The sequence below is a fragment of the Mycobacterium sp. smrl_JER01 genome, assembly GCF_048513595.2.
GTDB lineage: Bacteria > Actinomycetota > Actinomycetes > Mycobacteriales > Mycobacteriaceae > Mycobacterium.
Map to the genome: position 1 here is coordinate 2,216,970 of NZ_JBLXXK020000001.1, position 15,400 is coordinate 2,232,369.

Below are 15,400 nucleotides of genomic sequence, written 5' to 3' on the forward strand. Positions count from 1 at the left end.
TTCGCTGTCCGTTGACCGCGTCAGTACTGCCGGTTGGGAAGGGCTTCGATCGCCTGCTGCGTGGTGAAGGTCTCGTCGGGGACCACCACACGCGCGGGCACCGGTTCTCCGGCGACCACCTGCTCCGCCAGCTCCATCAGCTGGGGCCCCAGCAGCGGGTTGCACTCGACCAGGAAGTTGAACTTGCCCTCGGCCAGCGCGCGCATGCCATCGCTCGTCGCATCGACTGCGACGATCTTGACGTCCTGACCGGGGGTCTTGCCCGCCGCCTGGATGGCTTCCACCGCACCGAGGCCCATATCGTCGTTCTGGGCGAACACCAGATCGATGTCGGGGTGCGCCTTGAGGAACGCCTCCATCACCTGTTTGCCGCCGGACCTTGTGAAATCGCCTGTCTGCGAAGCGATCACGTTGAGGTTCGGCGATGCCGAGATGGCCTCGGAGAAACCGGTGTTGCGGTCGATGGCGGGGTCGGCCCCGGTGGTGCCCTCCAGGATGACGATGTTCACCGGGTCGGTCTGGTCGGCGTACTCGTCGACCGCCCACTGGCCGGCGCGGCGGCCCTCGTCGACGAAGTCCGCGCCGAGGAACGACACGTACGCGTCGGGAACGGTGGTGTCCACGGCGCGGTCGGTGAGGATCACCGGGATGCCGGCGTTCTTGGCCTCCAGGAGCACTGCGTCCCAACCGGTTCGGACGACGGGACTGAACGCGAGGACGTCGACGCGCTGCTGGATGAAGGACCGCAGGGCTGAGATCTGGTTCTCCTGCTTGCCGTTGGCGTCGGAGAATTTGAGGTCGACACCGGCCGCCGCTGCGGCCTCCTGCACGGATTTGGTGTTGGCGGTCCGCCATCCGCTCTCCGCGCCGACCTGGGAGAAGCCCATCGTGATGCTGCCGTCGCCGGTGCCGCCGGCGCTGTTGCCGCCATTGCCCGGCGCGGGTCCGCTGCCGCACGCCACCACCAGGGTGGCCACTGCGGCTGCCATTGCCGCGAACAGTGCTCGTGTTCTCACGATCGCTCCTTGCTTTTGGGGGGTCCGGCTCCTGGGGGTCGGCACTCGTGCCTGTGTGGCCCATGCCGTCGGCTCGGTCACAGCGGAACGCGAGTGTGGCCTGGATTACACTGGTCGAATGTTAACGCTAACGTTTTGACGCTGTCAATGCTTGATCATGCAGATCAAGACGGACGACTGGCCACGGTGAACGCTCACATAGACGGGTCCGTCGAGGGAGCGGTGCCGGCATGGTCGGGGTTCTCGGCATGGTCGGGTTCTCGGCATGGTTGGTGCGGGCTGCGGGTGCCCCAGGCCGCGCGACGGCACGGTGGCCGCGTCGACCGTACGATTGCCGCCTCGTCGGCGGGTTACCGCGTCAAGAGGACGTATTGCGCGGCAGTGCGCTGCTGGGCGTCGAGCAGGGTGTCCGCCTGGGCTTCGGCCAGATAGCGGTCGAATGTCGCGACGCAGTAACTGCTGTAACGGCCGTTGTCCGGGTCGATCATGTCGGTGCAGCGGCTGGCCGGGATGCCTTCGACCGCACCGGCTTCGGTGCCGTACACCAGGTGTTGGGCGATCAGCTCCTGCGAAAGCTGTTGTGCGGCCTGGGCATCACGGGTCTCATAGACCCCGGTCGACCCGTAGGCCGCGTTGCTCATCGCGGTCTCGGCGAAGATCTTCGCCGAGCGGACCGGGTTGCTCTGGAAATGCAGGGTGCCGTGGGTGCCGTAACTGCCGGGCCGGCTCGCGGTGATCTGGTCCGACGGGAGCGGGAGGGTGCGCGCCATCAGGCCGGACGGGTCCACCGGCAGGCCGGCCAGCAACGGCGGCGGGGTCAACGGGAACCGGTCGATCAACGGGAGCTGCCGGTCCAGAACCGTCGCGATCATCGTCGCGGCGGCGTCCACTCCGGCAGCCGACGTCACACGCTCGGACAAGACGTAGGGCCCGTGCGCGGTGATGGCGCGGACGTAGGTCGCCGTGCGGCCGTCCTCGGCCAGCGGTACCTCGAACGCCGCGGTCTGCGGATGGCCGGGGATCGACCCTGGCACCGTCGGTCCGGCGGGCACCGGCCGGTGCGCTATCGCATGGGCGAGATCTCGGGCCGCCGCGGCGGCGACATCCGGGTCGGCGAACCTGAGCACGGTGTGCTGAAACTCGATGTCGTCGGACCAGCGCGCCGTACCGAAGCCGTCGATGAGCTGGTGACCGGCCAGGACGTCGGCCACCTCCACCGGGAATTCGCCGCGGGCGGTCTCAGGGCCGTCGATGACGACGGCGCTGTTCTCGTATTCACCGATCAGCGCGGGGTCGAACTCCCACGGTCCGACGACGAAGTCGGCCATCCGCCGGCCTTCTGCGGCAGCGCCCGCGTGCGGCGACCCGGCCGCGCCGAGCGGTGCTGCCGGCACGGTGGGGTAGGGGCCGACATCGAGTGTGGCGTCGGTTGCCGCGGGCTGGGCGACCGAGACCGCCGTCGGTACGGCGACCAGACAGGCGGTGACCAGACAGGCGGTGACCAGAGCGGCGGCGGTCAAACAGGAGGCCGCCGGCAACGCAGCGACACGGCGGACAGATCCCCCCAAAGTGTGCACCCGGCGAACTTACCGCGGCCACCGGCCATCCGCCGGGTAGCGGCGAAAGTGCCAGCGCGCCATGCAATATCGCGATCGCCGTCAGCGCACCGGCTTCAGTCTCGGCGGGGTTGTCGCCACCAGTCCGAGTGGATCGACGTAGGCGGCCCGCGACGCCGATCCCCACATCGCGCCCCAATGCAGGCACGCGGCTGCGGCGCAGCCGGGGTGGCCGGCGGACAGCGCGCCCACCGCAGAGCCGAACGTGACCCACTGCCCCCGGCGGACCGCGGGCTCGATCGGTTCATACGTGGTGCGCAGCCCTCCCGGATGAGCGATGGAAACCAAAGGTCTGCCGGCCAACGTGCCCGCGAACACCACGGTGCCCTCGGCTGCGGCGAACACCGTCTGACCCGGGACGCCGGCCAGGTCGACACCGCGATGGCCGCGCTGCCAGTTCGGGGTGGGTGCGTCGAACTGCCGCAACACCGCCGGGCGGGGATGCAGCGGCCAACCGAGCCGGCCGATGCCGCCCGAGGCCGGGGCTGCGGTCAGCGACGGGACCGCGACCAGGACCGAGGCCACCACCGACACCCGGGCCGCCGTCTTGATCACCGTCCTGATCACCGCGCGATGCATCCCTCCAGTTCAGCGCACTGCCGCCGCGGTGCGTAACCCAGAAAACGGCCTGCTGTGGATGCTCTGCGCGCTGGTAAAAGCACCTGCTCCGGGGGTGTAAACTGCTACCCGCAGCTCGTTTGCGCGGGCTGACTTCGCGCGTCTGCGGCACGGACCCACCGGTTCGTCACCTGTATGCCGGGCGGTCCCGCCCCCGGGGTTCTTCTCCGAAGGCGGGTCCGGCATCGAAGCAGTCGCCAGGGTTCGGCTCACCCGACGCCGGACGACAACCGACAACCGAAGGTAAGACACAACCATGGCTGTTGTAACCATGAAGCAGCTGCTTGACAGCGGCGCCCATTTCGGGCACCAGACCCGTCGCTGGAATCCCAAGATGAAGCGGTTCATCTTCACCGACCGCAACGGGATCTACATCATCGACCTGCAGCAGACGCTGACCTACATCGACAAGGCGTACGAGTTCGTCAAGGAGACGGTCGCGCACGGCGGCTCGATCATGTTCGTCGGCACCAAGAAGCAGGCGCAGGAATCCATCGCCGAAGAGGCGACCCGCGTCGGCATGCCGTACGTGAACCAGCGCTGGCTGGGTGGCATGCTCACCAACTTCTCGACCGTGCACAAGCGCCTCCAGCGCCTCAAGGAGCTCGAGGCCATGGAGCAGACCGGCGGTTTCGAGGGTCGCACCAAGAAGGAAATCTTGATGCTGACCCGTGAGAAGAACAAGCTGGAGCGCTCGCTGGGCGGTATCCGGGACATGCAGAAGGTCCCCTCGGCGATCTGGGTCGTCGACACCAACAAGGAGCACCTCGCGGTCGCCGAGGCGCGCAAGCTCAACATCCCGATCATCGCGATCCTGGACACCAACTGCGATCCCGACCTCGTCGACTACCCCATCCCGGGTAACGACGACGCCATCCGCTCGGCCGCCCTGCTGACCAAGGTGGTGGCCTCGGCCGTCGCCGAGGGTCTGCAGGCCCGTTCCGGTGCCGGTGCCGACAAGCAGGCCGCCGGTCAGGACGGGGCGGCTGCCGAGCCGCTCGCCGAATGGGAGCAGGAGCTGCTGGCCGGCGCCACCACCGCCGCACCCGAGGCCGCCTCGGGCGAGGCCGCACCCGAACAGTCCTGACACGCCACGAATCTGAGGAAAGACTTCTATGGCTAACTACACCGCTGCCGACGTCAAGCGCCTCCGGGAACTGACCGGCGCCGGCATGCTGGATTCGAAGAACGCCCTGGTCGAGGCCGAAGGCGATTTCGACAAGGCCGTCGAACTGCTGCGCATCAAGGGCGCCAAGGACGTCGGGAAGCGCGCCGAGCGTGCCACCGCCGAGGGCCTGGTCGCAGCCAAGAACGGCGCGCTCATCGAGCTGAACTCCGAAACGGACTTCGTCGCCAAGAACGCCGAGTTCCAGGCTGTCGCCGAGCAGATCGTCACCGCGGCGGCCGAGGCCAAGGCGGCCGATGTCGACTCGCTCAAAGCCGTCAAGCTCGGTGACACCACGGTCGAGCAGACCATCGCCGACCTGTCGGCCAAGATCGGCGAGAAGCTCGAACTTCGTCGCGCCGCCTACTTCGACGGCACGGTCGAGACCTACCTGCACAAGCGTGCCGCCGATCTCCCGCCGGCGGTGGGTGTCCTGGTTGAGTTCGAAGCCGGCGACGCCGAGAAAGGCGCCGTGGCCGCTCACGCGGTGGCGCTGCAGATCGCGGCGTTGAAGGCCAAGTACCTCACCCGTGAGGATGTCCCGCAGGACATCGTCGCCAACGAGCGCCGGATCGCCGAGGAGACCGCCCGCAACGAGGGCAAGCCCGAGCAGGCGCTGTCGAAGATCGTCGAGGGTCGGGTGACGGGCTTCTACAAAGACGTCGTGCTGCTCGATCAGCCGTCGGTGTCGGACAACAAGAAGTCCGTCAAGGCACTGCTGGACGAGGCCGGGGTGACCGTGACGCGGTTCGTCCGGTTCGAGGTCGGACAGGGCTGATCAGCCGGTCGCTCCGGTGTCGATCCGGTGTGACCCGGTGTTGTGACCCAGTGTGACCCAGCGTGATGAGGCCCCCGGGACCGCAGGTCCCGGGGGCCTTGCGCTGCGCACCGGCCGGTGCAGCGACGGCGCCACCGCTGGTCGGCTGTTTGCCGCCATGTCGGTGCGCAGGCGAAAGACGAGTCGAGCAGCGCCCCACTGTTCTCCCGGCCTGTTGCCCGGCATCGGCCGACCGGGATTCAGCAATGGCGTCAGCTAACCGGTACGCCACCGAAGCCGCGCCGGGGACGGCAATCGGCGTCAGTCGGGCCCTCGGTGGAGCTAATCTCAGTGCATGGTGGACCGTGTTGACTGCTGTGGTCCACGTTGACAAACACAGTTGAGTCCGAGCAGATGGCAAACACCGTCGCCACGCCAGACGTCCCGGCCCCGGTTCCGGCGGAAGTCGGCCAGTTACCCGCGCGACGGGTATGGGAGCCGGTCGCCGGCCCGATGATCGATCTCACGACGGCGTCCGTGGCGGTGGCCCTGGGAATGACCCTGGCCAACAACGAGGCATTGCCCCTGCCACCCACCTGGATGATGTGGTTCTTCGCGCCGACAGTCGTGGCCCTCGGTGCGTTGCGGGGGCTGTACCGGCGCGCGCTCAATCGCACCTTCCTCGACGAGTTGCCGACCATCGAAGCGGTCACCGCGCTGACTGCGGTGCTGCTCCTGAGCGGTCTCGTGATCAATCCGGCCGTGTCCGACGCGGCCGGCACGGCCGTCTCGGTCGTCTGGCTGTGTGCGGCGATCCTGATCCCGCTGGGGCGCCTGCTGTGGTTCGGCGTGAAGCGGCAGCTGTACCGCCGCAACGTGCTGACCGCCCCGACCCTGATCGTCGGTAACGGGCGTATCGCCGCCAAAGTCGTCGACCGCCTGGACATGACGCCGGAGTACGGGCTGCGACCGGTCGGGGTGGTCGACGACGAATTGCCGTCGGTGGGGCTGAAACGCGACCAGCCCTGGCGCGTCCCCTATCTGGGGAAGCTGGACCACATCGACCAGGCAATCACCCGCAGTGGCGCCCAGTGCATGATCGTCGCCTTCTCCCGCACCCGCGACGAGTCGATGGCAGCCGCTGTCAGGGCGGCGCACCGGCGCGGTCTCGCGGTCTGGATCGTGCCGCGGATCTTCGACACCATCGGCGTGCACGCCCGCATCGACCACATCGGCGGGTTACCGCTGATCGCGGCCCCGGGCACCGACCCCCGCGGCTGGCAGTTCGTGGCCAAGCATGTGTCCGACCGAGTGGTCGCCGCCGTCGGGCTGGTGCTCATCTCACCGCTGTTCCTCACATTGATGCTGCTGGTCCGGCTCAGCTCACCCGGCCCGGTCTTCTTCGCCCAGCCCCGGATAGGCCGTGACGGCCGGGTGTTCCCGTGCCTGAAGTTCCGATCGATGCGCCCGCCGGCAGCCTCCGACGCGGCCTTCGCCCTCGATCCGGATTCCGCTCCGGGAGGAGTGGAGGGCGAGGACCGCCGTACGCCGATCGGCAGGTTCATGCGCGCCACGTCTCTCGACGAACTGCCCCAGCTGATCAACGTCGTCCGAGGTGAGATGAGCCTGGTCGGTCCGCGGCCGGAACGACCGGAATACGTCGACCTGTTCAACGTGCAGATTGCCCGCTACGGAGACCGTCACCGGGTCAAGGCAGGTATCACCGGATGGGCGCAGGTGCACGGCCTGCGCGGGCAGACCTCGATCGCTGACCGTGCCGAGTGGGACAACTACTACATCGAGAACTGGTCGCTGTGGCTGGACTGGAAGATCCTCGCGATGACCCTGGTGGCAGTACTTCGGCGCGCGGAGTGACGCCTGTCGGCCCTGCCGAACCGGCCGGCCCTGTCGGCCCTGGCGAACCGGCCGGTCGGTGGCGGTACGCTTTGGTACCGTTCCGGCCATGGATCGTGTAACCGCCTTCGGCGACGACGCCCTGGGTGACCTCGACGCCGTCGGAATGGTCGACGAGATGCGCCGGGGCGCGGTGTCGGCCACAGAACTGATCGAGGCCGCCGTCGCGCGGACCGAGAAGGTGAACCCGGCACTGAACGGTCTGGCCCACGAAGCCTATGCGCGGGCCAGGGCTCGCGGTGCGTCCCGCCGGCCCTACGGTGGGTTCTTCGACGGCGTGCCCTCGTTCGTGAAGGACAACGTGGCCGTCGCCGGGATGCCCACCATGAACGGTACCGACGCCTGGGATCCGGTGCCGGCCGGCGACAACGGTGACTTCGCCGCCGCCTTCCTGGCCACCGGCCTGGTGCCGGTCGGCAAGACGCGGATGTCGGAGTTCGGGTTCAGCGCCGCCGCCGAACACCCCCGACTGGGTCCGGTGCGCAATCCGTGGCACACCGATCACACTGCCGGAGCGTCATCCTCGGGTTCGGGGGCGTTCGTCGCCGCCGGAGTGGTGCCCGTCGCGCACGCCAACGACGGTGGCGGTTCGATCAGGATTCCGGCCTCGTGCAACGGCCTGGTGGGCCTCAAACCCAGCCGCGGCCGGCTGCCGCTGGACCGGCACATGCGGCAGATGCCGCTGCGCATCGTGGCCAACGGGGTGGTGACCCGCTCGGTTCGCGACACCGCCGCCTTCTACCGCGAGATGGAGAAGGTCGTCGCCAACCCCAAGCTGGCGCCGATCGGAGATGTGACCGGACCCGGCCGGCAGCGGCTGCGAATCGCGGTGTGCACTCAGTCCATATCGCATGGAGCCAGCGCGGAGGTCACCGAGCTGACCCTCGAGACCGCCACGCTGCTCGAGGAACTCGGACACCACGTCACCGTGATCGACAACCCGGTGCCGCACCGGTTCATGGACGACTTCCTGCTCTACTGGTCATTTCTGGCCTTCGCGCTCGTGCGTGGCGGGCGCCGCACTTTCGGCCCGACGTTCGACCGCAGCAAGCTGGACAATCTGTCGCTCGGCCTCGAACAGCACGCCGCCCGCAATCTGCACCGCGTGCCGTCCGCACTGGCGCGATTGGCCCGGGTGCGGCGGATCACCTCGGGACTGCGGTCGAGCCACGACGTCGTGCTCACCCCCACATTGGCCGATATCCCGCCCCGCATCGGACATCTCGATCCGACCGCGCCGTACCGGCAGATCATCGACCGGCTCGTCGAATGGGTGGCCTTCACCCCGCTGCAGAACGCCACCGGCGAGCCCGCGATCTCACTGCCGCTGGCGCAATCGGAGTCCGGGCTGCCGGTCGGGATGATGTTCGCGGCGGGCGTCGGTGAGGAGGCTCGTCTCCTCGAGCTGGCGTTCGAGCTCGAACAGGCGCGGCCGTGGTGTCGGATTCACGATTGGCCCCCGGGCTGAAACACGAAATCCGTTGCCGCCGCGACACGGTGCCGTAACGACGGCACAGACCTGTTAACAGCGACGACACTGCAGGCGCAGTCGGGTGAAACTTTGCGCTCGCACCATCGCTTCTCGTGGAGGCCAGTCAGGTCGGCGACGCACCGCCCGCAGTCCGATCGCCGCGGATGCCGGCCGGGTCCGGCAACACCGTCGGGTGCCTGGTCCGGTTCGCGCTCGCCAACATCCGGCGTCGCCCGGAGCGCTTCGTGCTGGCAGTGCTCGGCATCGCCCTGGCGATCGCGTGCGTCACCGTCGTACGAACCATCGCGGCGGGTTTCGCCACCACCGGCGCGGCCTCGGTCGCCGACGTCCTGGCCGGAGGGCAGCTCTGGGTAGTTCCGGCCGCCGGAGTGCACTACGACCCCGCGGTGGAGGCGCTTGTCGCGGACGGGCCCGCACCTTCGATCACCGTGCCGCCCGGCTGGACCGTGAGCCGTACCCTGGCCGGTACCGTCGACGTCGGCGGTGTCACGGTGGCGTTGCGCGGTGCCGACCAGCTCCCGGCCGGCAGCGCGATACTGGGAAGCTCTGCTGCGGAACGGCTTTCGGCATCAGAGGGAGATCGGATCCTCATCGCAGGGCAGCAGCTGACGGTTACGGTCGACGGGGCAGGCCGATCGGTCACGGTGGCGACCCCGCTGGCCCGGACGGTGGTCGGGGACAACGGATGGTGGGTGGCGCACGCGCCCGCCGAGATCGGCCAGCGTCGCGATCTCGCGCAGATCTTCGGTGCCGCCGCCGGACTGCCCTCGACGGCAGACCCGTCGGTGCGGCCCGACCCAGAGGGAGGGGGTCTGGTCTATGACGCCGTGGACGGTTCGGGTCCCCTGACATTCGAACAGAAGTACTCGGCGCTGTTCTCGGGCAAGGTGACCGGCTCGGCGCTGGGCGTGATCGCCACGGTGGGACTGGTCCTCGGCTTCGTCATCGCGGTGTCCTCCTTCCTGGCCGCGGTGACCGAACGGCGGCGCGAGTTCGGCATCATGTCGAGCATCGGGCTCGCCGACGAGGTGCTCTACTTCTTCCTCGTCGAGTCGGCGATCGTGTTCCTGACCGCGTACCTGGTCGGTATCACGGCCGCCGGAATCGCTGTCGCGCTGGTGATCCCGGGCATCTCGTCGTTGGGTGCATGGCTTCAGGGCGCCGCGCTGACCGCGATGTTCCTGCCGGCGATGGCGATCGTCGGCGCGCTGGTCCCGGTGCACCGGTTGCTGCAGCAACGGCCGGTGGACCTACTCGGGGACCGCTGATGAGCACCCGGGCCGGCCTGGCGTACGGCTGGCTGGCAGCGCAACGGCGGATGCGCGAGATGATGCTGCCCGCCGTCACCACGGCCACCGGGGCATTTCTGGTGGTGCTCGTTTTCGGAATGTCCCAGGGGATCCGGGCGCAGTCGGCCGAGTTGAGTCAGGGCGACGACATCGCCCGGGCGGTGGTGCTGATCGCGGTGACGGTGCTGCTGGTCGGAGTGGCCGAGGTTGCGATCGCCACCACCAGAACAGTCGCCCACCGCACCCGCGAACTCGGCGTGCTGGCCGCCAACGGCGTCCCGCGCGCCCCGGTGGTCGCCGCGCTGTTGGTCGAACCCGTGGTCGCCGCCGTAATGGGAGCCCTGACCGGTGTGGCGCTCGCGGTCATCACCGCAGTGGTGCTGGGGACGGCGGGCGTCGTCGCGACCGGAGTGTCCGCCGTCGGACTGACCCTCGGCGCGGTGATCGCCATGGCGGTCAGCATCGTCGCCGCGCTGGGCACCAGCATCGTCCCCACCTGGAAAGCGGCGTCTCGTCCGCCGATCCGATCTCTGACCTCGGGAGGCTGACATGACTGCCGACGTGACCGCGCCCGCGGTCATCGAGATCGCCGATGTGTGGAAGCTGCACAAACTCGGCGACGAGGTCGTCAAGGCGCTGATGGCGGCCGAACTGACGGTGACCTCCGGGGAGTTCGTGTGCCTGATGGGTCCCAGCGGTAGCGGCAAGTCCACGCTGCTCAACATCATCGGCGGACTGGACCGGCCCACCAAGGGCACCGTGAAGATCGCCGGACAGGACACGTCCACGCTGACCGAAAGTCAGTACGCGGCACTGCGACACGACACCATCGGGTTCATCTTCCAGAGTTACAACCTGATCCCGTTCCTGTCCGCGGTCGAGAACGTGGAACTGCCGTTGATATTCGAGCCGTATGACCGGAAAGCGCTGCGGCGAAGGGCGATCGACCTTCTGGAACTGGTCGGGCTCGGCCACCGTATCCATCATCAACCGACCAGGATGTCGGGCGGGGAGCAGCAGCGCACGGCGATCGCGCGCTCACTGATCAGCAGTCCCGCCCTGGTCCTCGCCGACGAACCGACAGCCAATCTCGACCACCGTACGGGGGAGACGGTCGTGCGGATGCTGCGCGAACTGTGCTCGACCATGGGCGTCACCGTGGTCGCGAGCACCCACGACCCCACGGTGGCCGACGAAGCGAGCCGTGTCGTCCGGATGAGAGACGGACAGATCGTCAACTGACCGAACACCCAGTGGGAGAACCCTGATGACACAAACCGAACCCGTGCCGCCGCCGGAGCGCGACAAGCTCATGACCACGGAGTTGGTGCCCGAGCAGATCCTGCCCAAAGTGATGACCACCTTCGGTCTGACCGCTGCCTATGTCTTCATCATCTGCTGGATGACCGGGTCGTCGGTGATGGCCACCGGTGGCTGGACCGCGATCCCGATGTGGGTGCTGGGGATCCTGACCTTTCTGATCCCCGCCGGGATGGCGGTGGTGGAACTGGGCAACCTGTGGCCCGGCCAAGGCGGCGTGTACATCTGGGCCACCCGCACGATGGGCGAGACCTGGGGCTTCATCGGCGGCTATCTGTCCTGGGTGCCGGTGATACTCAACGCGGCATCGTCCCCGGCCGTGGTGTTGCAGTTCCTTCTGCTGGCCTTCCACGCCGAACTCGGGTTGACCACCAGCATCATCCTGCAGCTGGTGATCCTGTGGACGGTGATCGGCCTGGCATTGGCCAAACTCGCGGCCAACCAGAAGATCATGAGCGTCGTGTTCGTCGTCTACGGCGTTTTGACGCTGACGATCTTCACCAGCGGTCTGCTCTTCGCCGTCAACAACGGTTCGGCCACCCCGTTCAGCTGGGCCGAGGCCACCATCCCCAACTTCGCCGTGGCCGGCTTCCTGTACGGCACCGTGCTGCTGTACCTGCTCGGAGTCGAGACGCCGTACAACATGGGCGCCGAGTTCCTCTCCGTGCGCAAGAGCGGACCGAAGATGATTCTCTGGGGCTCAGTGGCTCTGGTGGCGATCTACCTGCTGACCACGCTGGGCACCATGATGGCCCTGCCCGGGGATGAGATCGACCCGGTGACCGGGGTGATCGGCATGCTCGACGTCGCCGGCTTCCCTGGCCTGATGGAGGTCTGCGCAATCGTGCTGGCGTTCATCATCATCGTCGCCCTGATGACCTACCAGGTCGCCTACTCCCGGCTGATCTTCGTGTCCGGTCTGGAACGTCACCTGCCCCGCATCTTCACCCACCTGAACCCCAGGACGCGCAACCCGGTCACCGCGGTACTGATCCAGGGGGTGATTTCGTCGTTGATCCTGGTCGGCCTCTACTCGCAGAGCAGCATGGCCAACGTCACCATCTATCTGCAGGGCGGGCTGTCCACCGTCTGGCTGCTGTCCGGCTTCTTCTTCCTGATCCCGGTCGTGGTCGCCCGCCGGCGGTACGCCGACCGCTATGAGAACGAGCAGTTCTGGCGGATTCCGGGCGGTATGACCGGAGTGTGGATCGCCGTCATCGTCGGCTCCGTGGGCACTGTCGGCGGCATCTACTACTCGTTCGTCACCCCGTGGATCGACGTGCCCACCGCCACCTGGATGACCTGGGTCGGTGGCATCAGCCTCGGAATGTTCGCCCTCGGCCTGACGGTGTACGTCTTCGGACGGCGCTCGGCACACAAGGTCAGTCAGGAAGATTCGCTGGCACATCTGGCGGTCTTTGACCTCAACGACACAGAAACAGGGGAATCAGCGAAATGACGATGGAGGACACCCGCACACGGGATGCCCACGACGGTGTCGCAGCTGTCACCTATCCGCTCGACCCCTTGAGCGGAGCCGAGATCGAATTAGCCGCCGCCGTGCTGAGAGCATCCGAATATGTCACTCCTACATTGAAATTCGTGATGATCCAGCTCGCCGAGCCGGCGAAGACCGCGGCGCTGACGTTCAGCGGCGAACCGGATGTGCCCCGTCGCGCAATGTCGATCATGTATGACGCGGCGGCGAAACTGATCTACGAGGCCGTCGTCGATCTCGGCGCACGGGTCATCGAGTCCTGGACTCCGGTCCCCGGGAGGTTCCCGTCCTACCTCGTCGAGCACATGACCGGCGTGGAGGAGAAGGTCCGGGAGGACCCGCGCTGGCAGGAGGCAATGCGCAGACGCGGCGTCACCGACTTCAGCCTCGCGATGATCGACCCCTGGCCGGCGGGGTACTACGGTGCCCAGGACCACTATGACCACTCTGCGCTGATCTGCCGGCCCCTGACCTTCGTGCGGGCCGCGCCGTCGGAGAACGGCTACGCCCGTCCGGTGGAGGGCCTGATCGTCACCTTCGACCTGGACGCCATGGCGGTGCTCGGCGTGGAGGATCACGGTGTGGTGCCGCTGCCGTCCAAAAGCGGAAACTACTCAGAACAGTTCATGTTCGGCCCCGACAACCGGCCGGCGTTCAGCGGGTTCCGCGACGACGTGAAGCCGATCGAGATCACCCAGCCGGACGGACCGAGTTTCACCGTCGACGGCTGGAAGGTGCAGTGGCAGAAGTGGTCGCTGCGAGTGGGTTTCAACCCGCGTGAGGGTCTGGTTCTGCATGAACTGACCTACACCGACCGTGGCGTCGTCCGCCCGATCATCTACCGCGCTGCGTTGTCGGAAATGGTGGTTCCCTATGGTGATTCATCGCCGACGCACTGGAACAAGAACGTCTTCGACATGGGCGAGGTCGGCATGGGTTTCTCGGCCAACCCGCTGACCCTGGGCTGTGACTGTCTGGGTGAGATCTTCTACTTCGACGGCACGGTCAACGATTCCGACGGCAATGCCGTCACCATCCCGAACGCGATCTGCATGCACGAGGAGGATTTCGGGATCTCGTGGAAACACACCGACTTCCGGACCGGTGACGTCGAGGTGCGACGTTCCCGCCGGCTGGTGATCTCGATGATCTGCACGGTCGGCAACTACGAGTACGGGTTCTTCTGGTACCTCTACAACGATGCCTCCATCGAGATGGAGGTCAAACTCACCGGGGTCCTGACCACCGGTGCGATTGCCGACGGTGAGTCCCCGCGCTGGGGCAAGATGGTCGCGCCGGGCATGTACGGCCCCAACCATCAGCACTTCTTCAACTTCCGGATGGACATGAGCATCGACGGTCCGGGAAACAGTGTCTATGAGGTGGATTCGATCCCCGAGCCGGATCCGGCCCTCAACCCGCACCACAATGCCTGGATCACCAGGGAGACCCTGGTGGCATCGGAGGCCGTCGGTGCGCGGGACTGGGAGTACTCGACCGGGCGGTACTGGAAGGTCGTCAACCCGTCCAAGCTCAACGAGTTCGGCGCACCGGTCGGCTACAAGCTGATGCCCAAGGACATCGTGCCGGTGATGGTGCAGGAGGGCTCTGTCATCTACGACCGGGCCCGGTTCGTACAGCACAACCTGTGGGTCACCGAGTTCGACGCCAGAGAGCTCTACGCCGCCGGCGACTACATGTATCAGTCGGCCGACGCACAGGGTCTGCCGGAGTACGTGGCCGACGATGCACCGCTGGAGGACACCGATGTGGTGCTGTGGTACACCGTCGGCGCGCACCACGTGGTCTGCCCGGAGGACTGGCCGGTGATGCCGTGCCATTACACCGGATTCAAACTCAAGCCGGTCGGGTTCTTCGACGGCAATCCGGCGCTGGACCTGCCCCCGTCGCCGCCCAAGGCGTGCCACGGTCCCGCGGCGCCCGCAGCACACCCCTAGGCACCCCCGCCAGCCCCACCCCGCGAGCGTGCGTGTCTGCAGCCGACACGCCGCTCTCGCGCCGGACTTTCCGCACGCTCGATCAGGGTTTGACGGTGTATCTGCTGGAGATCGCCACACGATTGAACGCGTTGATGGCGATGGCGACCCATCGCATGGCGGCCGCCTGCTGATCGGAGACCGCTCCCGTGTCGTCGTCGCCTCCCCCGGGTGTACGACCTCCTCCGGAAGGGGTCCCGATGTGGGTGATCTCCTCGGCGATCGCCAGCGCGGCCCGCTCGGCGGGGGAGAAGTAATCAGTCTCGCGCCAGGCGGGCAGCACCGCGAGGCGGTCGACGCTCTCGTCCTTGGCCAGCGCGTCCCGCACGTGCAGGCGCAGGCAGAATCCGCAGCCGTTGAGTTGGGACGCTCGGATCCGAATCAACTCGACAGTCCGTGGCTCGACGCCCGCCTCCAGCGCCGCCTTCTCGGCCAGTTCGGACAGTGTGACGGTGGCCCGGTAGGCGCCCGGGACCGCTGAGCTCAGTAGCGGGGTAGTCATGGCGGTACTCCTTCGTCGGTGCACGGTGTTCGTCGGTGCACGGTGTTCGTCGGTGCACGGTGTTCGTCGGTGCACGGTGTTCGTCAGTGCATGGTGTTCGTCGGGGGGCTCTCCGGGTAGACGAGGTGGCCACCGCTTGTGTGACAGCGACGAGCGTGCGCGACAGCGAGCTGTGACAGCGACGAGCGTGCGCGACAGCGAGCCTGTGACAGCGAC

13 protein-coding genes are annotated in these 15,400 nt (G+C 67.3%); 9 read left to right on the plus strand and 4 right to left on the minus strand.

What is annotated here, in order from left to right; all coding sequences use genetic code 11:
* Window positions 1–20 precede the first annotated feature (20 nt).
* From ACNUDN_RS10440 to ACNUDN_RS10450, 3 genes are all read right to left on the minus strand, one after another.
* A complete protein-coding gene (locus ACNUDN_RS10440) occupies window positions 21–1,016 on the minus strand; it encodes an ABC transporter substrate-binding protein (RefSeq protein ID WP_419121863.1) in 996 nt (331 codons plus the stop codon).
* Window positions 1,017–1,366: 350 nt separating this feature from the next.
* On the minus strand, window positions 1,367–2,593 hold the full coding sequence (locus ACNUDN_RS10445; protein ID WP_419121864.1) for a DUF7373 family lipoprotein: 1,227 nt from the start codon (window positions 2,591–2,593) through the stop codon (window positions 1,367–1,369).
* A gap of 81 nt (window positions 2,594–2,674) precedes the next feature.
* On the minus strand, window positions 2,675–3,211 hold the full coding sequence (locus ACNUDN_RS10450) for a murein hydrolase activator EnvC family protein (RefSeq protein WP_419121865.1): 537 nt from the start codon (window positions 3,209–3,211) through the stop codon (window positions 2,675–2,677).
* Between the two features lie 295 nt (window positions 3,212–3,506).
* Here ACNUDN_RS10450 and rpsB point away from each other — a divergent pair, with 295 nt between their 5' ends.
* The 9 genes from rpsB (at window position 3,507) to ACNUDN_RS10495 (ending at window position 14,643) form a co-directional block, all read left to right on the plus strand.
* Window positions 3,507–4,337: a 30S ribosomal protein S2 gene (gene rpsB / locus ACNUDN_RS10455; protein ID WP_419121866.1), complete on the plus strand. Its 831-nt coding sequence runs from the start codon at window positions 3,507–3,509 to the stop codon at window positions 4,335–4,337.
* A gap of 28 nt (window positions 4,338–4,365) precedes the next feature.
* Complete coding sequence (gene tsf, locus ACNUDN_RS10460; RefSeq protein ID WP_419121867.1) at window positions 4,366–5,193, plus strand: translation elongation factor Ts; 828 nt, start codon at window positions 4,366–4,368, stop codon at window positions 5,191–5,193.
* A 393-nt stretch (window positions 5,194–5,586) separates the two neighbouring features.
* A complete protein-coding gene (locus ACNUDN_RS10465) occupies window positions 5,587–7,047 on the plus strand; it encodes a sugar transferase (RefSeq protein ID WP_419121868.1) in 1,461 nt (486 codons plus the stop codon).
* Window positions 7,048–7,135: 88 nt separating this feature from the next.
* Window positions 7,136–8,554, plus strand: a complete 1,419-nt coding sequence (locus tag ACNUDN_RS10470) for an amidase (RefSeq protein WP_419121869.1) — start codon at window positions 7,136–7,138, stop codon at window positions 8,552–8,554.
* Window positions 8,555–8,670: 116 nt separating this feature from the next.
* On the plus strand, window positions 8,671–9,846 hold the full coding sequence (locus tag ACNUDN_RS10475) for an FtsX-like permease family protein (RefSeq protein ID WP_419121870.1): 1,176 nt from the start codon (window positions 8,671–8,673) through the stop codon (window positions 9,844–9,846).
* Window positions 9,846–10,415: an ABC transporter permease gene (locus ACNUDN_RS10480; RefSeq protein WP_419121871.1), complete on the plus strand. Its 570-nt coding sequence runs from the start codon at window positions 9,846–9,848 to the stop codon at window positions 10,413–10,415. The genes ACNUDN_RS10475 and ACNUDN_RS10480 overlap by 1 nt, the downstream gene beginning before the upstream one ends.
* A 1-nt stretch (window position 10,416) precedes the next feature.
* Complete coding sequence (locus ACNUDN_RS10485) at window positions 10,417–11,109, plus strand: ABC transporter ATP-binding protein (protein WP_419121872.1); 693 nt, start codon at window positions 10,417–10,419, stop codon at window positions 11,107–11,109.
* 25 nt (window positions 11,110–11,134) lie between these two features.
* Complete coding sequence (locus ACNUDN_RS10490; protein WP_419121873.1) at window positions 11,135–12,646, plus strand: APC family permease; 1,512 nt, start codon at window positions 11,135–11,137, stop codon at window positions 12,644–12,646.
* Entirely contained in the window at window positions 12,643–14,643 is a 2,001-nt protein-coding gene (locus ACNUDN_RS10495) for a primary-amine oxidase (RefSeq protein ID WP_419121874.1), read from the plus strand. Before ACNUDN_RS10490 ends, ACNUDN_RS10495 begins: the two co-directional genes overlap by 4 nt.
* Window positions 14,644–14,725: 82 nt before the next feature.
* Here the strand turns inward: ACNUDN_RS10495 and ACNUDN_RS10500 are convergent, their stop codons facing one another.
* On the minus strand, window positions 14,726–15,184 hold the full coding sequence (locus ACNUDN_RS10500; RefSeq protein ID WP_419121875.1) for a carboxymuconolactone decarboxylase family protein: 459 nt from the start codon (window positions 15,182–15,184) through the stop codon (window positions 14,726–14,728).
* Window positions 15,185–15,400 lie beyond the last annotated feature (216 nt).

Coding starts and splice junctions, on each gene's coding strand:
- tsf (WP_419121867.1), top strand. CDS start 4,366: ATGGCTAACTACACCGCTGCCGACGTCAAGCGCCTCCGGGAACTGACC.
- ACNUDN_RS10480 (WP_419121871.1), top strand. CDS start 9,846: ATGAGCACCCGGGCCGGCCTGGCGTACGGCTGGCTGGCAGCGCAACGG.
- ACNUDN_RS10490 (WP_419121873.1), top strand. CDS start 11,135: ATGACACAAACCGAACCCGTGCCGCCGCCGGAGCGCGACAAGCTCATG.
- ACNUDN_RS10450 (WP_419121865.1), bottom strand. CDS start 3,211: ATGCATCGCGCGGTGATCAGGACGGTGATCAAGACGGCGGCCCGGGTG.
- ACNUDN_RS10495 (WP_419121874.1), top strand. CDS start 12,643: ATGACGATGGAGGACACCCGCACACGGGATGCCCACGACGGTGTCGCA.
- ACNUDN_RS10465 (WP_419121868.1), top strand. CDS start 5,587: ATGGCAAACACCGTCGCCACGCCAGACGTCCCGGCCCCGGTTCCGGCG.
- ACNUDN_RS10500 (WP_419121875.1), bottom strand. CDS start 15,184: ATGACTACCCCGCTACTGAGCTCAGCGGTCCCGGGCGCCTACCGGGCC.
- rpsB (WP_419121866.1), top strand. CDS start 3,507: ATGGCTGTTGTAACCATGAAGCAGCTGCTTGACAGCGGCGCCCATTTC.
- ACNUDN_RS10485 (WP_419121872.1), top strand. CDS start 10,417: ATGACTGCCGACGTGACCGCGCCCGCGGTCATCGAGATCGCCGATGTG.
- ACNUDN_RS10470 (WP_419121869.1), top strand. CDS start 7,136: ATGGATCGTGTAACCGCCTTCGGCGACGACGCCCTGGGTGACCTCGAC.